Origin of the sequence: Curvivirga sp. (assembly GCF_965219885.1) — a bacterium.
Lineage (GTDB): Bacteria > Pseudomonadota > Alphaproteobacteria > UBA8366 > Aestuariispiraceae > Curvivirga.
This window is the reverse complement of record NZ_CBDCOT010000007.1, coordinates 70,541-93,751: the sequence shown is the minus strand read 5'-3', so window position 1 is coordinate 93,751 and position 23,211 is coordinate 70,541. Positions and strand designations below refer to the sequence as shown.

General features: G+C 42.3%; 18 protein-coding genes. 7 read left to right on the top strand and 11 right to left on the bottom strand.

Annotated elements, in window-relative coordinates:
* Window positions 1-34 precede the first annotated feature (34 nt).
* From ACOQOA_RS00495 to ACOQOA_RS00485, 3 genes are all read right to left on the bottom strand, one after another.
* Entirely contained in the window at window positions 35-1,405 is a 1,371-nt protein-coding gene (locus ACOQOA_RS00495; protein ID WP_420546740.1) for a TRAP transporter large permease, read from the bottom strand.
* 12 nt (window positions 1,406-1,417) lie between these two features.
* Complete coding sequence (locus tag ACOQOA_RS00490) at window positions 1,418-2,032, bottom strand: TRAP transporter small permease subunit (protein WP_420546739.1); 615 nt, start codon at window positions 2,030-2,032, stop codon at window positions 1,418-1,420.
* A 93-nt stretch (window positions 2,033-2,125) separates the two neighbouring features.
* Entirely contained in the window at window positions 2,126-3,193 is a 1,068-nt protein-coding gene (locus ACOQOA_RS00485; protein ID WP_420546738.1) for a TRAP transporter substrate-binding protein, read from the bottom strand.
* Between the two features lie 276 nt (window positions 3,194-3,469).
* On the opposite strand from ACOQOA_RS00485, the gene ACOQOA_RS00480 reads away from it, so the two are divergent.
* On the top strand, window positions 3,470-4,387 hold the full coding sequence (locus ACOQOA_RS00480) for a LysR family transcriptional regulator (RefSeq protein WP_420546737.1): 918 nt from the start codon (window positions 3,470-3,472) through the stop codon (window positions 4,385-4,387).
* A gap of 66 nt (window positions 4,388-4,453) precedes the next feature.
* On the opposite strand, the gene ACOQOA_RS00475 is transcribed toward ACOQOA_RS00480, so the two are convergent.
* Window positions 4,454-6,526 carry an FAD-dependent oxidoreductase gene (locus ACOQOA_RS00475; RefSeq protein ID WP_420546736.1) on the bottom strand — a complete coding sequence of 691 codons (2,073 nt, stop codon included), beginning with the start codon at window positions 6,524-6,526 and terminating at the stop codon, window positions 4,454-4,456.
* A 311-nt stretch (window positions 6,527-6,837) separates the two neighbouring features.
* Between ACOQOA_RS00475 and argE the strand changes: the two genes are divergently transcribed.
* Entirely contained in the window at window positions 6,838-8,013 is a 1,176-nt protein-coding gene (gene argE, locus ACOQOA_RS00470) for an acetylornithine deacetylase (RefSeq protein WP_420546735.1), read from the top strand.
* Between the two features lie 59 nt (window positions 8,014-8,072).
* On the opposite strand, the gene ACOQOA_RS00465 is transcribed toward argE, so the two are convergent.
* Window positions 8,073-8,954, bottom strand: a complete 882-nt coding sequence (locus ACOQOA_RS00465; protein ID WP_420546734.1) for a LysR family transcriptional regulator — start codon at window positions 8,952-8,954, stop codon at window positions 8,073-8,075.
* Window positions 8,955-9,071: 117 nt separating this feature from the next.
* On the opposite strand from ACOQOA_RS00465, the gene ACOQOA_RS00460 reads away from it, so the two are divergent.
* Complete coding sequence (locus ACOQOA_RS00460) at window positions 9,072-9,953, top strand: MBL fold metallo-hydrolase (protein WP_420546733.1); 882 nt, start codon at window positions 9,072-9,074, stop codon at window positions 9,951-9,953.
* A gap of 90 nt (window positions 9,954-10,043) precedes the next feature.
* Here the strand turns inward: ACOQOA_RS00460 and ACOQOA_RS00455 are convergent, their stop codons facing one another.
* From ACOQOA_RS00455 to ACOQOA_RS00440, 4 genes are all read right to left on the bottom strand, one after another.
* Window positions 10,044-10,979, bottom strand: a complete 936-nt coding sequence (locus ACOQOA_RS00455) for a LysR substrate-binding domain-containing protein (RefSeq protein WP_420546732.1) — start codon at window positions 10,977-10,979, stop codon at window positions 10,044-10,046.
* 70 nt (window positions 10,980-11,049) lie between these two features.
* Window positions 11,050-12,540, bottom strand: a complete 1,491-nt coding sequence (locus ACOQOA_RS00450) for an aldehyde dehydrogenase (protein WP_420546731.1) — start codon at window positions 12,538-12,540, stop codon at window positions 11,050-11,052.
* Window positions 12,541-12,631: 91 nt separating this feature from the next.
* Window positions 12,632-13,315, bottom strand: coding sequence for a DUF1028 domain-containing protein (locus tag ACOQOA_RS00445; RefSeq protein WP_420546730.1), 684 nt, complete (start codon window positions 13,313-13,315; stop codon window positions 12,632-12,634).
* A 3-nt stretch (window positions 13,316-13,318) separates the two neighbouring features.
* The gene (locus tag ACOQOA_RS00440) at window positions 13,319-13,738 is read right to left on the bottom strand and encodes a RidA family protein (protein ID WP_155156421.1); all 420 of its coding nucleotides are present in this window, start codon (window positions 13,736-13,738) and stop codon (window positions 13,319-13,321) included.
* Between the two features lie 494 nt (window positions 13,739-14,232).
* On the opposite strand from ACOQOA_RS00440, the gene ACOQOA_RS00435 reads away from it, so the two are divergent.
* Together ACOQOA_RS00435 and ACOQOA_RS00430 are read left to right on the top strand one after the other, a co-directional pair.
* A complete protein-coding gene (locus tag ACOQOA_RS00435) occupies window positions 14,233-15,540 on the top strand; it encodes a malonyl-CoA decarboxylase (protein WP_420546729.1) in 1,308 nt (435 codons plus the stop codon).
* Between the two features lie 20 nt (window positions 15,541-15,560).
* Window positions 15,561-17,087: a malonate--CoA ligase gene (locus tag ACOQOA_RS00430; RefSeq protein ID WP_420546728.1), complete on the top strand. Its 1,527-nt coding sequence runs from the start codon at window positions 15,561-15,563 to the stop codon at window positions 17,085-17,087.
* Here ACOQOA_RS00430 and ACOQOA_RS00425 read toward each other — a convergent pair.
* A complete protein-coding gene (locus ACOQOA_RS00425) occupies window positions 17,084-17,989 on the bottom strand; it encodes a LysR substrate-binding domain-containing protein (RefSeq protein ID WP_420546727.1) in 906 nt (301 codons plus the stop codon). The two genes, ACOQOA_RS00430 and ACOQOA_RS00425, sit on opposite strands and share 4 nt — an antisense overlap.
* Window positions 17,990-18,191: 202 nt before the next feature.
* Between ACOQOA_RS00425 and ACOQOA_RS00420 the strand changes: the two genes are divergently transcribed.
* Window positions 18,192-19,382 (top strand): mandelate racemase/muconate lactonizing enzyme family protein, encoded by a 1,191-nt coding sequence (locus tag ACOQOA_RS00420; RefSeq protein ID WP_420546726.1) that lies wholly within the window; start codon window positions 18,192-18,194, stop codon window positions 19,380-19,382.
* A gap of 80 nt (window positions 19,383-19,462) precedes the next feature.
* On the opposite strand, the gene ACOQOA_RS00415 is transcribed toward ACOQOA_RS00420, so the two are convergent.
* Complete coding sequence (locus tag ACOQOA_RS00415) at window positions 19,463-20,839, bottom strand: M24 family metallopeptidase (protein ID WP_420546725.1); 1,377 nt, start codon at window positions 20,837-20,839, stop codon at window positions 19,463-19,465.
* 624 nt (window positions 20,840-21,463) lie between these two features.
* Between ACOQOA_RS00415 and ACOQOA_RS00410 the strand changes: the two genes are divergently transcribed.
* Complete coding sequence (locus tag ACOQOA_RS00410; protein ID WP_420546724.1) at window positions 21,464-23,113, top strand: ABC transporter substrate-binding protein; 1,650 nt, start codon at window positions 21,464-21,466, stop codon at window positions 23,111-23,113.
* The last annotated feature ends 98 nt before the right edge of the window (window positions 23,114-23,211 follow it).

Below are 23,211 nucleotides of genomic sequence, written 5' to 3'. Positions count from 1 at the left end.
AGCTTTTCAATATTTAATATCTACAGGTCTAGACCTAGTTTGGTCCATAAGCCATCGCAGGTAACCAGGTGACAATCTTAGGGAAATAGTAAATCAATCCCAAACCGATCAGTTGTAAAACAATGAATGGCGCTACGCCGCGATAGATATGGGTCACTTTAATTTCCGGTGGGCATACCCCCTTGATATAGAAAAGCGCAAAACCAACCGGAGGGGTTAGGAAGGATGTTTGCAAACATACTGCAAACAAAATTGTGAACCATACAAGATCAAACCCCAGGCTTTGAACCACTGGTGCAACCAACGGCAAAATGATCAAAGTAATTTCCACCCAATCAAGGAAGAAGCCTAATAAGAACACAACGAAAAGAATTGTGATTAAGATACCGTCTGGACCAAAAGGTAGGCCTGTTAAAGCTTCTTCAATCACCTGATCGCCGCCAAGACCACGCAACACAACGGAAAAGGCAGTGGCACCAACAAAGATTGCGAAAATAAAGGCTGCTGTCTTTGTTGTTGCATACATACTTTCCTTAAGAACTTTTAAGTTCAATCGGCCATTTGCCAAAGCGAGCAACATTGCACCAAAAGCACCAACACCTGACGCCTCAGTCGGCGTTGCGATACCAGCAAAGATGGAACCGAGCACAGCAAGGATCAAACCAGCTGTTGGTAATACCGCCCATAGCACCCCCCAAAATACAGACATGTCTACCTTCGGGCGGTCTTCCGGTACAGGCGCAACAGATGGTTTTAGGAAAGCAAGAACCAGCACATAGGTCACATACATGGCGCCTAGCATAATCCCGGGGAAGAACGCTCCCATAAACAAATCACCAACGGAAGCTTCTGGTGTCGCCAAACGATCAGCCATTAGAACAAGCATAATGGAAGGTGGGATCAAAATCCCCAAAGTACCCGTAGCACAAGACGTCCCTACTGCCAGTTCTTTAGAGTAATTGCTGCGCATCATGATTGGGAGAGACAACATACCAAGTAATACAACGGAAGCCCCGATAATCCCTGTAGTCGCAGCTAATAATACGCCAATGATGATCACTGTGATTGCATAACCGCCACGCACCCCACCAAATAGCTTTACCATATTGACCATCAAACGTTCTGCAACGCCAGACTGATCTAACAATATCCCCATAAAAATAAACATGGGGAGCGCGACAAGAGTTTCGCTGCCTACCAATCCCCAAAGACGTTCCGGGACAAGACCAATGGAACTTCCCCAGTCAAACCAGAGATCAACCCCAAATTCTTCCACGCCAATGATCCCGACAATCGTCCAGATAACAGATGTACCAGCTAAAACCCATGCGACCGGAAAACCTGTGAAGAGAAGTACACCGAAAGTTAAAAACATTCCGATGACGAAAATTGCTTCAATCGACATCTTATTTTCCTTTTATGCGTCTTTATTGAGTTTAATTGGTTTAGGCAAACCGAAGAGAAAAGCTGTTGTTTTTAGTAAACGAGAGACAGCCGCCAGAATTAACAAGCCCATGGAAAATGGCATAAAGGCTTTAATCGCCCAACGGAATGGTAATCCAGCTGGCGCCTGTGACCGTTCCCCCTGTTCAAAGGAAGCAAGCGTATAAGGTAACACTTCAGCAAAAGTAATATATAGAAAAGGAAGCAATAAAATAAGAATTCCGAATAACTCAAACCAAGCCTGTGTTCTTAAGGAAAAACGTTCATGCAAAACATCAACACGCACATGATCATCATGCACTAATGTATAAGACATCCCCACAAGCCAAGCAGCGCCAGCCAAATGCCAAGCAAGTTCTTCTAAGAAAACGGACCCTTGACCAAATACATAGCGTGAAACAACGGAATAAATAATAACTAAAACAGTTGCAATCCAAAGCCAGGAAAAGAAAGCGCCCACGCGATGAACGAAGGCATCTAGTAAGTTAGAGAGCGCCGTACTGGGCAGTTCCGTATGATGATGTATTTCATGTTCTACATCAGCTAGGCTTAGATGATGATCTTCAGTCGCCTGAATCTTTTCACTCATAATCGCAATCTCCTATGCGAGGCGTCTATAAAAGGCCACCCCGCACGACGTTTCTCTTATTATATTATTTGGTTAAATGATAAGCGTTAAGGCTTATTTCATCAACTCAGTTGGAAGATATGCATTCTCATCCCAGATTACATATTCAGCTTGGAATGCTTGTTGAGATTCCAAAGCACGTTTGAAGTCAGGGTCTGCAGCAGCTTGCTCAGCCAATACTTCGTTTGTAATCCCTTTCAACTGCTTCAATACATCCATTGGAATTGTACCAATGTTAATGCCTTCAGCTTTCAACTTAGCCAAAGCTGCGCCGTTTTTATATTCACCTTCTGCCAAACCACGCATCACACCAGCTGTACAAGTAGCCTCTACCAATGCTTTTTGCGCATCAGTTGCTTTGTTCCACTCATCTTTGTTGATCAACATATATTGAGCTGTGAATGGTTGATGCCAACCTGGGAAAAGATTGTTTTTAACAATTTGGTTAAAGCCAAGAATTTGGTCAATTGCAGGCATAGAGAATTCGGTTGAATCAATTGTTCCTTTTTCCAATGCTTGGAATAATTCGCCACCTGGCAACATGGTTACAGATGCGCCTAATTTCTCAAGCACTTTACCACCAAGACCCGCAAAACGGATCTTCATACCGTTATAATCATCTAGGCTTTTAATTGGTTCTTTATACCAACCAGCTGTTTCAGGCCCGATAATACCACAAAGTTGTGCATGTACATTAAAGCCTTTATTTGCATAAATTTCCTGCAACATATCATGACCACCGCCATAATAATACCAAGCGGTAAATCCAGATGGTTTCAGGCCAAATGGTACAGCCGCAAATAATGGTAGCGCAGGTACTTTACCTTGATCATAACCGATCCATGTATACCCAGCAGCCACCTTACCATCGGAAACAGATTGCAAAATTTCAAATGGTGGCACCAATGTTTTTGGCTCAAAAACTTTAATCTTCAAAGACCCGTCAGAGGCTGTTGTGATTTTTTCAGCAACCCAAGGCGCCGGAGAGCCAAGACCTGGCAGTTTGGATGCGAAAGCAATTGGCATTTTCCAACGCAAATCTTCCGCTTTTGCAGCCCCTACAGCTGCGATAGACGCTGTTGCAACCACAGCGGACATCATCAAATTTTTAATCTTAGACATTTTTGTCCTCCCAATTTGGTTCTAACACCTAATCGTTGCCCCGACATTTTGGTCAACAGAAAGGTCAGTTTTAATATAACCGGAGGAAGATTCGGGCTTTTAGTCGCCCTCACAACGTCAACAACGTCCCTGAATAGTCTACCTATTTCTTTTATTTTTGGGCGTTATTGTTATATTTTCGCCCGCCTCCCGCTATAAGGTATGGGCTACACTTTTATGCCGAACCTGCCTCAATAAAATGTTTATTATTATTTAAAGCTGTGCTAATTTGCACACATGCTAAATGATAAATTGAATTGGAATGATCTTCGCTACTTTGTGGAGGTTGCCCATAAAGGGCGCTTATTGACAGCCGCAAAACGGCTGGGTGTCAATCATACTACCGTTGCGCGCCGTATTTCTGCCCTTGAAGAAGCTTTGGAAGTAAAGCTTTTTGATCAAGATGAACATGGCTTTCATCTGACTGAGGTTGGGGAAAACCTGCTCCCTCTTGCACAACAGATGGAAGACATTACAGCGCTTGCCAAAGAACAAGTGCAGCAAATGGGGCAAACTGTCTCTGGTAACATCCGGATCGGTGCACCAGATGGTTTCGGAAATACTTTTCTAGCAGAAAAGCTCATTTCTTTTATTCGAGAAAACCCCGGAATTACGATTGAATCTGCCGCTCTTCCTCTTTTTCCCAATCTACTTAAACGCGAAGTGGATATTGCAATCAGTTTGGAAGAAACGGTTAGCAAACATATCTATTGCCGGAAAATTACCGATTACAAATTATATCTATATACATCTAAAAAGTTTATCGAAGACCAACAGGTCGACCTCAATCAAAAATATGAAATCCTGAAACATCCATTTGTCGGCTATATCCCAGAACTTCAATATACTGAGGAATTGGAATTCCTTCATCTGATCGATAAAGAATTACAAAGCCAGTATCAAAGCTCTACAGTATGGGCCCAATTGCAATTCATTGCCCATGGTGGCGGCTTTGGTGTTCTTCCTTATTACATGGCCTATAACGATCCAAGACTAATCCCTATCCTTACCGAAGAGGTAAGCTTCACCCGTTCATATTGGTTGCATATCCCACTTGAATTACGCCGGATGGCAAGCATCCGTAAGCTGGAACAAACCATCATGCTGGAAGCACGCGGGCATCAAAAGGTCTTTATGCCTGACAGCGCATTATAAGAATGGAAAAATCGCCGATTGGCCTCCCAGTCGACGATTTCCAACATGTTTTTATGTTAGGGATATTTAGTCAGGTGCAAGTTCCGTGATCTCTCGACGGAATGGTAAATCATCGCCAATTTCTTCGCCGTCCAGTTCACGCGCATAACGATGTCCTGCATATGTTGCCCAAGCAATTGGTGCTGGTGATTCCGCATCGCCAAAACATTTGATAGATTTAATTCCGGCGGCCTCCCATTCACTTTCACGTGCTTTCAGTTCTTGCCATAGATCATCATTACCATCACGTGCTGTTACTAAAACAACAGCATCTACATTTAGATCACTAAGTGCACCTGTATATGTGCATTCAAGTGAAACACCCTCAGCCGTCACTTCTTTAACAGCTTTGTTCAAATGAATTTCAACTCCTAGGTCCATAAGTTTCTTCTGAATACGATGCTGTTCCAAAGTAAAATCTGTCCATTCGGATACTTTTACGGCTGGTGTAACCAAAACCACATCACAGCCTTTTTCCGTTAATAGCTCTGCCATGATACCGCCCATATAGTAATGATCATCATCATAGATCACTATACGACCGGATGGGATCTTTCCGTCCATAATATCATCAGGTGTATAGGCAGGCATTTTCGTATCAATCGCAATTGGATGTAAATGATAACGTGCTACACCATCCCGACGCCAACTGGATCCTGTTGCAATCGCCACGTTTTCAAACCCAAACTCCAATACTTCATCAGCAGATAGCTTACTGTCCAGATAGACTTCGACATTAGGCATTTTTTGGATTTGACCGACACGATAATCGACCACGCGACCCCAAGCAGATAGATTTGGCAAAAGTCGCTCTTTAACCAAGCGCCCGCCAAGTTCGGTTGAACCTTCTGCCAAGGCAACTTGATACCCTCTTTCGCCTAATGCACGTGTAGCTTCAAGTCCTGCAGGTCCGGCGCCAATCACAAGAACGCTATCGCTTTCCCCTTTTTCATTCATGCGTTCCGGATGCCATCCTTTACGCCATTCTTCCATAAAAGTTGGGTTTTGGGTACAACGGGAAATCGACATGGTTGTGTCACCTGTCACACAGATATTACAACCAATACATTCGCGAATATCTTCGATACGACCTTCATCGATCTTCCTTGGAATAAATGGGTCCGCAATTGATGGGCGGGCCGCACCGATAAAATCCAAGACGCCTGATTTTACTTGTTTGACCATAAGATCTGGTGAGGTAAAACGCCCAACACCGACAACAGGTTTTGGTGTCAAAGCTTTAATACCCTGGACAAGTGGTTGTTGAGCGCCTTCTTCACCGAAACGAGAGGTCTCAGAACAATCTTCCCAAGATCCATGTGCCAAATCCCAAAGATCGGGTACTTCCGCATTCATTTCAATGCAATCGCGTAACTCTGCATTAGAAAAACCATGTTCACCTAAAATCTCATTCAAAGATAAGCGCACAGAAATACCGACTGTATCACCAACCGCATCCTTACCTTCTTCAATCAACTCACGCATCAACCGGCTGCGATTTTCAAGACTACCGCCATATTCATCCGTACGGTGGTTAGTTGCGCGGGATAAGAAATGTTGGATAATACCAAAACCATGCGCCCCATAGAGACATACTAAATCATACCCTGCCTCTTTAGACCGAATGAAAGCATTGCGATACCAACGTCGCAAATCCTTGATATCTTGCTTATCCATGGCACGTGCAGATACCGGATCACTAGTGAAGGTCAGGATTGGCCCGGCAGATGGACCACGCGGTACCTCTTTGGTATATAAATTAGGACCGTTGATACCTGAATAAGTGAGCTCTAATCCAGCCAACGCATCATATTCATGTATTTGATCCGCCATTTTCGCCAACATCGGGATATCTTTGTCATCCCATAGGCGTAATTCAATAAATGGTGTAATTTCTGAAGTGTGATGCATTTCTACCTGCTCAGTAAAAATAACACCCCAGCCCCCTTCGGCTTTACTGTTACGCATTTGTGCAGCCGCAGATGGGTCACGATAGCCCCCTCCATTACAATGAGGCACCTGAAAGAAACGGTTCTTTGCGGTTACCGGACCAATATCCATTGGCTCAAACAAAATATCGTAACGGGGATCTCTACTCATTCTTCAATCCTTAAATGATCTCTGCTTTTAATCGTTAGGGCCATTCAGCCTGAATTATTATTAAAACTTCATTTAGTTTCATCTTGCCTTATGCTTTCTCATTTACCCGCTTCTCGTCAATTTCTGTTGTCCGAAGACCTGCTTCGGCAAAAGCTATCTCTTTCTTCATTACCTTTAACTTTTAAAAAGTAGGTGTAGTTATTGGCATCAGAAAAATCTGGTCACAGCTTCGAAAAAAGTTAATCTCTAAAAACCGAAGATTTAGATATTATGGCCTTCGCTCCCTAATCCAGCTTCAGGAATGTAAAACATTGAAAACCAAAGAAATCCTTGAAAAGCTACTTTCCTTTCAAACAGTAAGCCTTTCTCCAAATATGGAACTCATTCATTTCATAGGAAATTTGCTAGCTGATCATAATATTGAGGCACAAATTATCGGGGAAGAAACAGGCACACGTGCAAATTTATATGCGACGGTATACGGCACGGAGCTTACAGTTGAAACTGCATCAACAGGCGGTGTTGTTTTATCCGGGCATAGCGATGTTGTTCCCATCGCAGGGCAAAACTGGACCGTTGATCCTTTTACACTTACAGAAAAAGATAGCAGATATTATGGTCGTGGAACCGCCGATATGAAAGGCTTTCTGGCTTCAGCCATACGAACATGTTTGATTGCCAGCAAACAACCATTGAAAACCCCCTTACATTTAGCTGTATCTTTTGATGAAGAGATAGGTTGTGTGGGCGTCCGTCATTTAATTGAACGCCTAAAAGATGCGCCAATGAAACCGCATTTTTGTATCATTGGGGAACCAACAAGTTTAGGCGTTGCAACAGGCCATAAAGGCAAAACGGCTTTACGTGCGACCTGCATCGGTCTTGAAGGTCATTCTGCCATGGCACCTAATTTCCTAAATGCGTTACATCTTGGTGCCGATCTCATCAAAGCCCTTCAAGATATTCAGGATGATTTAGCGAAAAATGGTGCACAGGATAATGATTACGACATTCCCTGTAGCACAATCCATGTAGGTAAGATGTCCGGCGGGGTAGCGCTGAACATTGTTCCAAATGAATGCATATTAGACTTTGAAATCCGCAATCTAGCGGCAGATAAGCCAGAAGATATTATTCAACGCGTTAAGGACGCCGCTAAATTAATTACAGAAAATGCAAGAGAGAAAGCAGATTGCGCAGATATTAAAATCGAAGTAGTCAACAGCTACCCGGGCCTGAATACCAATCCGGGCGCAGATATTGTTTCTTTCGTAAAATCCCTACGTGGTGAGAATAAAAACTTCAAAATCGCTTTTGGAACTGAGGGCGGCTTATTTGACCAGATTTTAAATATTCCAACAGTAGTCTGCGGACCGGGCTCAATGGACCAAGGTCATAAACCTGATGAATTCGTATCTGTTGAACAAATTGAGTTATGCGATCAAATGTTAGATCGTTTGGTAGAAAGATTAATCGAAGGGCTTTAACCAATCCCCATACAGCTCTCTTCATATGGCCTTCATAAAAGCAAGCCGCATACAAAAAGTTATCTGGTCATATCCACAACGATCATATCGATAAAATAACGCAAGGCTATTGGCATATTTTTACGACTAAGAAACACTCCATGAATATCAATGGGTTCAGGCGTAAAATTTGGTAATAATTCTATCAACTCTCCATTTTGAATATATGGCTGCGCTGTCTTGCTTGGAAGATAGGCGATGCCGATCCCCTTTAAAGCAGCCAGTAAAAGGGTATCTGCCTCATTGGACGCAAGATTCCCTTTCACGTTCACAGATTTAGACTGTTGCTGGTGCAAAAAACGCCAAACCGTTTGATCCAAATTCGAGTAAACCAAACAATTATGATTAGTTAAATCTGTCAAATGCATAGGTTTCTTATAATCCTCTAGATAAGCAGGCGATACACAAAGCACGGATTCCACCTTCCCTAACTTGCGAGCAATCAAATTCGGATCCAGATTGTTTGAAATACGAATTGCTAAATCAATGCGATCCTTTACTAGATCAACAATCTCATTACTGATTACCAATTCAATCTTCACGTCTGGATAATGTTTTAAATACCGATCAACAACATCCATCAAATAATGCTCAATAAAAAACTTGGAAGCACCTATTCTAATAACACCTGATGGAAGGTCTCCTGGATCACCTGCGACCTCCCCTATTTCTTCTGACAACGACACAAGCCGATGACAATAATCCAGCATTTTTTCACCTGCTGGCGTTAAACTTAGTCGACGGGTTGTACGATGAAGCAACTTACTTCGGGTCCAATCTTCCAACAAAGTCACATAACGTGAGGTTTGTGCCCTCGAAACATTCATAATGTCAGAGGCTGCAATGAAACTTCCCTGCTCCACAACACAAATGAAAACCTTAGCTGCTGTTAATCTATCCATAATTAGCTCTATTTTTGAAACAATAAAATTCAATATATACGGTTTTTAGATCAAAAATTGAAACATATATATAGCTCTAGAACAAGATTGCTAGAATAGATTTAATGGAGAAACATAATGTTCAAGATTCTAAAAGCCTTAACTACCGCAACTGCTCTCGTGCTTGGCAGTGGCGCAGCCCAAGCCGCTGAACATTTGAAAGTGAATGTATTTAATCCGGGCGACAAAAGCTTCTTTCCTGTGACGTCCACCCTGATTACAGGTGAAACAGAAGCAATCCTTGTTGATGCACAATTTCATACAAATGATGCTGAATCTGTAGTTAATATGATTGCTGAAAGCCAAAAGAAACTGAAAGCAATTTATATCAGCGACAATGATCCTGACTTTTACTTTGGTCTGGATACGATCCTAACCGCCTATCCCGACACACCAATTTATGCAGCACCAAAGATTATCCAGAAAATTGAAAAAGCCTATAAAGGTAAACTGGCTTACTGGGGCCCCAAATTAGAGGAGACTGCACCGAAAAAAGTGATCATCCCGTCAGCTCTACCATCTAACAAACTTTCCATTGGTGGTCATGAGGTTCGAATTGTCGGTGCCGATGATAGCGCAACTAAAGGTACCTATATCTGGTTGCCATCTATGAAAACTGTAGTTGCTGGCGTCTCAGTTTATGAAAACGTGCATGTTTGGATGGCGGATTCACAAACTAAAGAAAGTCGTGATCAATGGCGTAAAGTATTAAACAGTATTGAAGCGCTTGAACCGAAACAAACTATTCCAGGACATTTCCTAGGTAAAAGTGACTACAACCTTAAAGCAGTTACATTCACCAAGGAATATGTTGCCAATTTTGAAGAAGCAGCCGCAGCATCCAAAAATTCAGAAGAATTAGTTGAGAAAATGAAAAAACTATATCCTGATTTCACAAATATTGGTGACTTAGAATTAAGTGCAAAAGTCATCATGGGCGAAATGTCTTGGGGATCATAATCTCATCTTCAGACTAGTATAAAAAGCATTAAAGGACGGCATGAATTATATAAATAGTTCATGTCAGTCCCTTTTAAATTGCAATAAGCTTTAATCTGTTGCGATTTGAGCACCAAAGAAATTATTATTTCTGAAGGAAGTATGGCAATGTTCCATAAACGCATTCATAACCGCAGATGTATAGTCAGTTCGCATGGTTGCAATACCAATAACAACGGGACGATAATCTCCCTCCAATGGTACATGCTTTAGAGCTAGACCTTCCGGGGACATTTCGTTTTGTGGACGAAGATTTGCCAAACCATAGCCAAATCCATTTGCCACCATAGAACGCATGACTCCCATATCCGTTGCTGTTTCCCCAATCAATGGACGTAATCCTGTTTGATGAAAGAGAGATAAGAAATAATCCCGGCTTAAAGGAAGATCCAACATCACCATTGGATGATCTACCAATTCCTCAATGTTAATGGTTTTACGATCTGCTAACGGGTGATCATGCGATAACATGACATAGGGTGGCAATTTCGCTAAAGGATCAAAGCGAATATCTTGTGGAATATCCAAATCATAGGTTAAAGCTGCATCCACTTCGGCTCTAGAAATTTTACTCAATAAATTAGCTTGGTTATCAATATGCTGAGTCACCCAAACTTCCGGGTAATCACCTTCGAAGCTTTTACGTAAGCGCCCCATTACATACGGCGCCATAGTAACAAGGCATCCGATGCTTAAGGGTCCTTTTACGGATTCTGTAATGTCAGATGCTACATCGTGAAGATGTTCTGCTTTTTCCAAAAGAATTTTAGCCTCTTGTAAAAAACGTCTCCCACCCGGCGTCAAAGTAAGGCCCTGCGCATGTTGGCGTACAAAAAGTTGAATGCCAAATTGCTGTTCTAATTGAGAAATCGCAGCGGAAATAGAAGGTGAAGAAATATGAATACGTTCAGAGGCAAGCGCGATAGAACCCGCCTCCCCTACGGCAACAAAATACTCAATTTGACGAAGTGAAAATCTTAAATGCATGTTTAGAAGATGCCATAAATTCCGAAGTAGAACAAGAATCTACTTCGGAATTCCTTAATCATTAAAAGGGTTAATACTTGATCCAAGTTGTCTTTAACGCAGTAAACTTATCTAACGCATGTAAAGATAAATCACGCCCAAAACCCGATTGTTTCATTCCCCCAAATGGTGTCATCGGACTTAATGCATCCACTGTATTCACAGAAACTGTACCTGCAAATAAAGCATCAGCCACACGATGTGCCCTACTAAGATCACTTGTCCATACGGAAGCTGCCAAACCATATTCGGTATCATTCGCCATGGTCACAGCTTCTTCTTCAGTATCAAAGGGGATCACACATAGTACCGGCCCAAAGATTTCTTCTTTGGCAATTTGATGATCATGTGTCACATCATCAAAAATAGTAGGTGAAATAAACGATCCTTTACCGTCAATTGTTGGCGTATCTCCGCCGCAAACCAATGTGGCTGTTTCTTTGCCTATCTGAATATACCGTTGCACATTTGAGGCCTGTTTTACATCAACAATCGCACCCATTCCTGCATCAGGGTCCAATGGATTTCCCGGTTGCATCTTGGCAGCACGTTCTTTGAGTTTGACAACAAACTCATCTTTAATACTGCGCTCAACCAATAAACGACTATTTGCAGAACAAACTTCACCTTGATTAAAGAAGATACCAAAAGCTGCCATATCAGCCGCAGCATCAAGGTTTTTACAATCCGCAAAAACCAAATTGGGGCTTTTACCGCCAGTTTCAAGCCAGACCTGTTTCATATTTGACTGTCCAGCATATTGTTGAAACAGCTTTCCAATCGCCGTAGAACCCGTAAAGGTTAAACAATCCACATCATCATGTAATCCCAAGGCCTGACCAGCCGTCGGACCAAATCCCGGCACCACATTTAAAACACCGTCTGGCACACCGGCTTCCTTAGCAAGTTCTGCTAAAAATAGAGCTGATAAAGGCGATTGTTCTGCAGGTTTTAAAACAACGGAATTTCCCATTGCCAAGGCCGGTGCACATTTCCATGTCGCCATATCTAAAGGAAAGTTCCATGGTGTCACAGCACCGATAACGCCCAATGCTTCACGCTTCACAATTGCTAAATCACCAGCTGCAGTCGGGGCAACCTCATCATAGATTTTATCAACACTCTCTGCATACCACTGCCAAAACATGGCCGATCCCGGTACATCAACAGCCACTGCATCTTCTACCTTTTTTCCCATATCAAGGGATTCAAGTAAGGCAAGCTCTTCCAGATTATCACGGATAAGATCAGCAAGTTTCAACAATACAGCTTTTCGTTCCATCGGTGCCTTTTTCGACCAAACACCAGACTTAAAAGAAGCACGGGCCGCTTTAACAGCAATGTCGATATCTGCTGCGTCACATTCAGCAACCTTAGTAATAACTTCACCTGTTGCAGGGTTAATATTATCAAAGGTTTTCCCGGATATCGCATCTACAAATTGGCCATTAATAAAGGCTTGATTTCTATATGTCAGCGATGCTGCTTTTGCTTTCCATTCTTCCAGAGTATGGAGTCCCATGATCCGCGTCCTCTATTTATAATATTTCTAAAATAAAAACGGGCGACAGTTTCCCTTTCGGTTCTCCATCGCCCAGTTTACAAGTATGTTTCTATTCGTCGCCCGGCACGCCATAACTTGGCGCATCAGACGGGTTAATCCCGCGGGTTACATAATCTGCCAATTGTGGCTTATAGATATCCCAAAGCTTGGCAAGTTCTTCGATCGGACAATTTTCTGTCCAATCCACACGCAGATCAGCCACTGGCCAACTCACCTTATCTACCAAACGCATACCGATAGAATGAATAGGGCCTGCTTCACCGCCTGCTGCCAACGCCGCACGCATCACATCAATCAAACGATCCCCAAGATAAAGACCTTTACCTTCGGTCTGTTTAAAGCAATTGATCATTGCCTGTGGGATACCATCATTATCTAACAGATTTCCTGCGCAAGCGATGTTGAGATCTTCTGCTTGAGCAAAAATACCCAATGAATTTTCACCAGAATGAATTGCGGTATTGCCATCTTTATCAACAATCAACACCTGTCGGTAATTCATATGGTTGTTGGATTGGCGCAAAATATCACGTGCTTGCACCGCAGAAGTGCCCCTTTCCAATAAGTCCAGTGCCTTTGGACCCAAAGTTGGATCTGTAATATTTTGGCTAGATACGGCCCCAACTCCAGCGCGCGCATTGGCACAACGTGCTGCGACAGCAGGTGAGGATGAAGAAACAGCCATGCCAAACATGCCTGTTTCCTGACAACGTGCGACAACGGAAAAAGTCATCTTTTACTCACCTTCAGGAATAACGCCGGTTGCGTCGATCTCTACTAACCAACCGGGGCGAGCTAAAGCTACAACCACAAGTCCCGTACAAACCGGATGAACGCCTTTGATATATTCACCCATAGTACGATAAACGTCCTCACGGTGACGAACATCTGTCAAATACACAACCAACTTGGTCACATGTTCCATTTTGCCGCCTGCTTCTTCCATCAATTGTTTGATGTTTTGCATCACTTTATGGGTCTGATCTACTGGGTCTGAACTACCGATATCTTCGGCGGTATCCAAATCTTGCGGGCATTGACCACGTAAAAACACGATGCGGCCTTGTGCAACACAACCTTGGGCTAAATCATTATCCAAGTTCTGTTCCGGGTAAGTTTTCTTTGTATTAAACGGACGAATTCGTGTGTGGGCCATTTGGGTCCATCCTTTATCTTTAAACGCTATCTAATTAGTTTCAACAAAACCGACTGAAACCAGTCCCTGTTTCTAATTAATAGATTGAAAGCTTCCATTGCTTTCGTAAAGTAAATCTTTTCGCATCTTAGATTAGGCATACCCTAATCAACTCTTCGGATAGTTTTGATATACCAAGCAGATGTTTCAGTTTAGGAATGAAATATAACAAGTGTTGGCATCTTGTGACATTACTACCCCTATTCATGCCACAACATGGATACTTATCGTCACAATGATCTCCCCTAGTTCTTATATCTTTGAACTACCCCTTGTTAACCTGCCCTTGAAGTGATCGTCTTCAAGGGCATTCTTTTTTAGAATCTTTGACTTCAAACTACTTCTACATTTCAATCACCCCAAACATCATATTTATTTCATTTGTATGCCGTTAGTTCTTCTGCTTCAGTCTATAAAAGGATATACTGATACAAAGAAAAAAGGGATGTATCGATATGAGTTTATTAAGCGATTTACTTTCCAAAGTGAGCGACATTGGACGCTCCCTTCGAACACCATCGTCCATGTTAAATCTAAGTTTGGCAGAAGAATGCGAAGCTATGTTTTCCAAAAAAGGGGAAGCCACTACACTTGCCCATGCGGCACAAATTCTAAATAGCTACGCACAACTAGATGATGATGAAAGAAAACTGCAATTCTTCAAGGACATTCAAGCTACATTTGGCATTGATACGACAGCTTTAGAAAAGGCTATTGAGGCGTGGCAGAAAGACCAGACGGAAACAGCTGCACGGATGTTACATTTTGCATCGGAACCGCGTAGTCAGGATCTCATCAGGCGCCTCAATCAAGCACCAAACGGCACATCTTCATTAGTAAAGATGCGTACAGACTTACTCAAATTCACGAAAACCGAAGCCGATTTACGTGCCTTAGATAAAGACTTCTCACATTTATTTAACTCTTGGTTCAATAGAGGCTTTCTTGAATTACAACGCATTGATTGGAACACACCAGCGGCCATTCTTGAAAAAATAATTGCCTATGAAGCTGTCCATGAGATCAATGGTTGGGACGATTTACGCCAACGAGTTGGTGCGCCAGATCGTAGGCTATATGGCTATTTTCATCCAGCCCTTGGAAATGAACCTTTGATCTTTGTCGAGGTTGCCCTTTTAAAAGAAGTACCCGGCGCCATTGGTCCTATCCTTTCTGATGAACGTGACCCTATTCAGGCAGAAGAAGCAACAACAGCTGTATTTTATTCGATTTCAAATTGTCAGACGGGGTTGCGAGGGATTAGTTTTGGTAACTTCCTCATCAAACAAGTGGTTGAAGATCTACGTCATGAGTTTGAGAAATTAGATACATTTATAACGTTATCACCCGTACCGGGATTCCGGAAATGGGCAGAAAAAGCCCATTTAGAAATGAGTAAAAACCTTTCAGGTAAAGATAACGAGACATTAGGTATTTTAACGGCTTGTCAGAATGATACTGAAGTTATGGATGTCCTACCTAACTTGGATCATATGCCCGAATTACTAGCCCGTTACCTTATCTCCACCAAAGGTCAAGATGGTGGCGCTGTCGATCCTGTAGCGCGTTTTCATTTAGGGAATGGCGCCCGCCTTGAAAATCTCCATATGATGGGCGATGTCAGCAAACGAGGCCTCAAAAATTCGTGGGGTTGCATGGTAAATTATCAATACCGCATTAAAGATATTGAGAAAAACCACGAAACATATGTAAATAATGGCGAAGTTATTGCCGCACCACATGTGGCAGGTTTACTCAAATAATCTCAACCGAGCTAATTCATATGTATGACCAGAACTACCTTATCCATCATTTGCGTCAATCATCTGTGGGCTGCGAAAATGCAATTTTTGCATCTACACTAGATGGTAAAAGAATAAATTATGGTGAATTATTTGTACAAGCTGAGAAGATTGCGCAAGTTCTGGTCAACCATGGCGTAAAACCTGGAGATCGCGTTGCAGTTCAAGCCGAAAAATCCCTTGAACAAATCCAGTTATATCTGGGCACAGTGATGGCAGGCGGCGCTTTCCTTCCACTAAACACAGCTTATACAACTCAAGAGATTGAATATTTTATCAATGATGCAAAGCCTCAGATTTTCATTTGCGATCCGTCTCAAGAGAAAAACTATCAAAAAATAGTAACTCAATGTGGAACGGCACATCTGCTTACTCTTGATGTAGATGGACAAGGAAGTCTTACAGATGAAGTTAAACTAACGCCATCCGGCTTCAAACCTGTTTCACGCGCTCCTAAAGATCTTGCTGCAATTCTATATACATCTGGAACGACTGGAAGATCCAAGGGGGCTATGCTGTCTCATCAGAATTTATGGAGTAACTGCGACACGCTCCGTAAAACCTGGCGTTTTACTTCAGATGATATTCTCATTCATGCGCTACCAATCTTTCACAGTCACGGGTTATTTGTCGCGACGAATACAACGCTTGCGGCAGGTTCATCCTTGATCTTCATGGCAAAATTTGATGCAGATACTATTATGGATGCCATTCCAAATGCCACGGCCTTAATGGGCGTCCCTACATTTTACACCCGTCTTTTAAAACAAGAAAAACTAAGCAAAGACTATGTTTCCAATATGCGCATCTTTATTTCTGGTTCTGCCCCTTTGTTGGCTGAGACACATGATCAATGGCGCGCGAAAACAGGACATGCGATTCTGGAACGATATGGTATGACCGAAACCAATATGAATACATCAAACCCTTATGATGGTGATCGCCGCGCAGGTACAGTTGGCTTTCCTCTGGAAGATGTAGAAATTCGAATTATGCATCCTGAAACAGATCAGCCATTACCAAATGGTGAAATTGGCTCTATAGAAGTAAAGGGCCCTAATGTCTTTAGTGGATATTGGCAAATGCCCGAAAAAACCAAAGAAGAATTACGTGAAGATGGTTTTTTCATCACTGGTGACCTCGGTAAGATCGATGAGGATGGTTATATTACTATTATCGGTCGCTCAAAAGATTTAGTTATTTCAGGTGGCTTTAATGTTTATCCCAAAGAACTAGAATTGCTAATCGATGATATAAACGGAGTTAATGAAAGTGCGATTATCGGCGTCCCTCACCCCGATTTTGGTGAAGCGGTTGTCGCAATCATCGTTCCAATGCAAAATGAGACTTTAAGCGAAGAAAACTTAAAATCTCATTTCAAAGATAGTTTGGCGAAATATAAACAACCAAAGAAGTATATTTTCCTTGAAGAACTTCCTCGTAACACAATGGGCAAGGTTCAGAAAAACCTACTTCGTGAAACTTACAAAGATTTATTCACCAATTAAGCCGCTAGTAAATCCTTGCGCGCCTTATCACGTAACCAATCACGGAATAAAAGAACCTCCGGTCTTGGCTTTGTGCGTGCGTCCGGCAAAATCAAATAATGAGAAAACTCTGACTTTTCTTCAAAATGAAGTGGCTCGATCAACTTTTGATCATCAAGCGCTTCTTGTGCAAAGCTGCGATAAAGCAATGCGATACCTTGATCCGCCATTGCCATCTTCATGGCCACCAGAGAACTATCCACTTTGATAGAGCTAATATCATCTTCAAATTCTATTTCATGTTTACGGAACAATTGCTCCCAACTGTCTTTAACACCCATCACATGAATCAGACTATGTTTCTGTAAATCTTGAAGTGAGTTAATTTCACCAAACTTCTTAATATATGACTCGCTTGCGACGATAATTGTATTTTCTTCATACACCAATTCAGCAACTTCACCGTCCCAATTACCATCACCATAGCGAATATCAATATCCACTTTTTCGCCCATCAACTTATCTACCCAATTTGAAGTATAGATACGAATACCTACTTCCGGATAAGCATCACGGAATTCCGACATGTTAGGCGCTAACCACTGGGTGGTAAAAGAGATCGGCGCACGTACGGTGATAGACGTCTCACCCTGAACACCAAAAAGGCCTACTGTGGATGATGATAATTCACCAAAGGCTTTACGCACGGATGGTAAATAAGCTCGTCCCATTTCAGTCAGGCGCAGACTACGAGGCAAACGTTCAAATAACGGAAAGCCTAAATGCTCTTCTAAAGAGCGTACTTGATAGCTCACTGCAGCAGCTGTCAGGTTCAATTCATCCGCAGCAGCCGTAAAACTAACTTTACGTGCAGCGGCCTCAAACGAACGCAACCAGTTCAGTGGCGGTAAATTATAAGCCATGGCCCCACATCCTCAACTTATCAAACCAACAAAAATTATAACATATATCTTCAAATAGTTTTAGGTCTCAGCCTCATAACCATTCACTTGTTTTTTGCATAAAGAAAAAACACTATGCTAAAAAACTAGGGACAAGCTCTATAAATTTAGGGCTAACCTCTATTCCATAAACGACACCTATGAGCGATCACGGGAAAAAATCATGAAACTCAGCGATATTAAGGTTTATACCGTTGCCACCCCTGCACCGCATTTTGGCGGGCGCTATTGGATCTTTGTTAAACTCACAACAGCATGCGGCATAGATGGAATTGGCGAAGTATATTCCCCACCCTTCCATCCAAGTGTAGTTGAAAAGATGATCGAAGACGTCTTTGAACGAAATGTGAAAGGCAATGCACCTTCTGAAATTGAAAGGATGTATCGCAATGTCTATTCGACAGGATATTCCCAGCGCCCAGATCCAACCTTGATGAGCATCTTCAGTGGCATCGAAACAGCTTGTTGGGATATTCAAGGTAAAGCACTGAATCGCCCAGTTTATGATTTACTAGGTGGCAAAGTGCGTGATCGTTTACGCAGTTACACATATTTATATCCAAAGCCAGAAGATAAAACCAATGTCTATGCAGACTCCGATTTAGCAGCTGAACGTGCCGCAGAATATGTTGCCCAAGGTTTTACAGGTATTAAATTTGATCCTGCTGGTCCCTACACGGCCTTTGATGGACGTTTTATTAATCTGGAAGATATGGATCGTGCAGAAACTTTCTGTAGAAAAATACGTGAAGCAGTTGGGAGCAAAGCTGATTTACTCTTCGGTACACATGGTCAGATGACCCCTGCAAGTGCAATCCGCTTAGCCCAACGTCTTGAGAAATATGAACCACTTTGGTTTGAAGAACCCACCCCACCAGATATGCCAGAAGAAATGGCTTTGGTTGCACGTGGTACAAAAATTCCGGTGTCTACGGGTGAGCGTCTCGTCTCTAAATACGAATTTTCTCGAGTCCTTCAAAATCGGGCAGCCTCAATCTTGCAGTTTGCGGTTGGGCGTGTAGGCGGTATTTGGGAAGCAAAGAAAATCGCGGGCATGGCAGAAACATTTTATGCTCAAATCGCTCCACATCTATATTGTGGTCCTGTTGAGGAAGCAGCCAATATACATCTATGCTTGTCTACGCCAAACTTCCTAATTCAAGAAAGCATTCAAGACATGCGAAGCTTCCACGGGGATGTATTAAAAACACCTATCAAATGGGAAGAAGGTTATCTATATGCACATGATGCACCGGGTCTTGGTATTGAATTAAATGAGGATGTTATTACGGCAAATCCATACACCGATAACGACCTGCATTTAGAATTCCACCCATATGATTTTGACTTTTAAAGATATGCTTCACTGAATTACATAAACACAAATCAAAGAAACGGCCGAAAGATACTCTTTCGGCCGTTTTCTAGGAAGACTTACCCCATCAAACGTTCATCTAATGGATAGCTAGACATAACTTCATATCCATCATCCGTGATCAACACCTGCTCTTCTAGCTTTACGCCTTCATGGCCTCCATGACGCCCCACATAACTCTCAACACATACAATCATCCCTGGTTCCAAAATACCATCATAGCCATGATGCTCCCAATCCACCGGATAGCGAACAGATGGATACTCATCACACAAACCAACGCCATGATAAAGAACCCCATATCTATTAGGTAGATAATCATCAGGCAAATTTTTGGCTTTATGGGTCATGTCATAAAAAGACATACCCGGTTCCAGTATCTTTGTATTTGCTTCTATCTGTTCTACTGCCATTTGATAAAGGTGGCGTTGTTCATTGGTTGGCAAACCATCTCCGCATAACCAACTACGTGAAATATCAACACAAAATCCGTAAGAGCCAATCAAATCTGTGTCAAAAGAGACAAGATCACCATCTTCAATAACGCGTGCAGAAGATTCTTGGAACCATGGATTGGTGCGTGGACCGGATGCTAATAACCGGGTTTCAATCCACTCACCGCCACGGCGGATATTCTCTGCGTGTAAAATGGCCCATAAATCATTTTCGGTCATACCAGCTTTCAGATTATCTTCCATGACTTTCATAGAAGCTTCACAGGCAACGATCGCACGGCGCATACATGTTAATTCATCAACAGATTTGATCTTGCGAGCTTCTTCCATCAAATCTTCGCCATAAATTACTTCGACACCAAGCTGATTTAAAAATGGAATACCGTGAGAATCAATTTGATCAAAAGCTAGGCGCTTATTGCCACCACCATATTGATGCACTAAATCAGCTGTGATCTTTGCCCATTTTTTTGCAAATTCTTCTGTACGCCCGCCCGCTTCGAAATAGAACCACGCCACGCCCGGATGCACTTCATCAACAACTTCGGAATGATCTGAAAGATGTTCACAATTATGAAAATCATATAAGATCACAGGACCCTCCGTCGCAATAAAACAGGATCTTACAGGATTATGCGTTGTCCATAGCTGCATATTTGTAGTGTCTGTAGCATAACGTATATTCAACGGATCATAGAGGTAAATGCCAGCAAGATCTCTCGCTCGCAACTGTTCACGAATACGTTCAATTCGATAACGACGCATCGCTGATAGATCGGGCTCGGGAAGGCCTGCGACAGCCCATTCATCTTCAGCTAATTTTCCATAACCAATAACATGCTGGTTGTGATTTGCTGCCTTTTGTCGCGACCATGCTTCCAAGGCTTCATAACCAGCATCTGGCCCAGGGTGATCTGGTATTTCGAAAGGTGCGATTTTTCTTTTATGGCGTGAAAACCCAAATTGATTGGATGCGGACATTGATAATGCCTCCCTATATTTCCTGTATCACGATGCCTTTATTGTGACATTTCACATTATGAAGGCGACCTTTGTTGTTATCCGCGGATTAGTTGTCATTTTTGTAATTCTGTAAATCGGAAAAAAACTAATGTCGAATATCGAATTTTTTCATGAAGTAAATCGTACAAGGAACATATATGGTCGCCTCTAGCATTCAGTAGCGAAACCGGAATGAGCTCTAATAGCCGATACTTTTTTGCACTGATTAATAGGTAGAATACTTACATAAGTCATGTACTTGCGGAAGATCAAACCTAGCAAAAAAACTATCTGTGCTGGTTAAAAAATTTTGAATATGTGAGGGGTTATTACTTGTTCGTATTGTTTGCGCATAGGCGTCTTTCCAATGACCTGCAGTTGACAATAAAACGTTTTGCACAGTGTAGAACGCAGCAAGTTTCATCACATCTTCAAACTTTAAAAAACCATCCTTTCAGATCGCGACTAAAGCTGCGATCACACCTTGCCGATAAGCTTTGTAACAAAGCCATAGAGCATATGCATATTCCAAACATGTGAATACGCAAAATCATAAATAACTTAACAACGAATGTTGTGAGATCAGAACAGGAAGGAAAAACAATGAAGTTTTTTAAACGCGACGGCAACCCAGTGCCACAGCATATTTTGAATATGGCAGAAGATGTAAAAAAAGATGGCGTTGATCGCCGTGAATTTCTGGCATTGGCAAGTGCGTTTGGCGCAACAGCAACCACCGCCTATGCCATGTTGGGAGCGACAGCACCATCAATTGCACAAGCAGCCACACCTCAGAAAGGTGGTATTTTGAATGTTGCAATTACAGTAAAAGAATTAAAGGATCCACGTACATTTGATTGGTCAGAGATGGGTAATATCGCAGGCACCTTCCTTGAAACGCTTGTACGTTATAAACATGATTTTACATTCGAAGGCCGTTTGCTGGAAGGTTGGAATATTTCTGACGATGCAAAAACATATACATTGAATGTACGAAAAGGCGTCACATGGAATAACGGCGACACATTTGATGCCGACGACGTTATCTTCAATATTAAACGCTGGTGCGAAAGTAAGGTCGAAGGTAATTCCATGGCCGCACGTTTAGCTGTGATGGTTGATCAAGAAAAAGGCCAGGTTATGGATGGTGTGATTGAGAAAAAAGATTCTCACACAGTTGTCTTGAACTTGCCAAAACCAGATATTTCCTTAATCGCAGGTTTTTCCGATTATCCAGCTTTCATTGTTCATCGTGAATACGAAAATATGGGAAGCGATCTAATTGCAAATCCTATCGGCACAGGTCCATTTGAATTGGTAAGTCACGATGTAGAAGTAAATGCAGAAGTAAAACGTCGTGAGAATGGCACATGGTGGAATGGCGATGTTCATTTAGACGGTATCGTTTTCATTGATTATGGTACAGATCCATCCGCACAAATTGCGGCCTTCGAAGCAGAAGAAGTACAACTCAACCATCAAACTGATGCTGAATATATTGAGATCATGGATAGCCTTGGCCTTGAAAAGTCAGAAGCCCTCACAGCCTCAACTGTGGTTATTCGTACTAATGGGAATCAAGCGCCATATGATGACGTACGCGTACGTCGCGCACTTCAGATTTCGGTGGATAACAACACTGTCCTTCAATTGGGATATGGTGGATTAGGCTCCGTTGCGGAAAACCATCATGTGGCACCATTGCATCCGGAATATGCAAAACTTCCAAAACAAAAACGTGATCCAGAAGCCGCACGTAAACTGCTTGAAGAAGCTGGTATGAGCGATTTTGAACATGAATTACATTCATTGGATGAAGGGTATCGCAAAAACTCTGCTGATGCAGTGGCGGCACAATTACGCGATGCAGGGATCAAGGTAAAACGTACGATTTTGCCAGGTTCCACTTTCTGGAATGATTGGACGAAATATCCATATTCTGTAACTAACTGGAATCATCGTCCATTAGGCGTCCAAGTTCTTTCTCTCGCCTATAAAACAGGCGTTGCATGGAATGAATCCGCGCATAGCAACCCGGAATTTGATAAAAAGCTAGAAGAAGCTTTATCAATCGCTGACGCAGATAAACGCCGCGTATTGATGAAAGATATCGAACAAATGTTGCAAGATTCTGGTCACTTGGTGCAACCATATTGGCAAGCATTATATTGTCATTATGCACCAACAGTACATGGCTTCCAAATGCATCAAAGTTTTGACATGCATTTTGAAGATGTGTGGATGGAATCCTAATACATTGAAGATGATAACGGAGGGTCTTTTGGTGTTCTTGAGACCCTTCCTACTTCTTCAGTTATAATTAAATCCGCTGTCCACCTAAAATAATAACA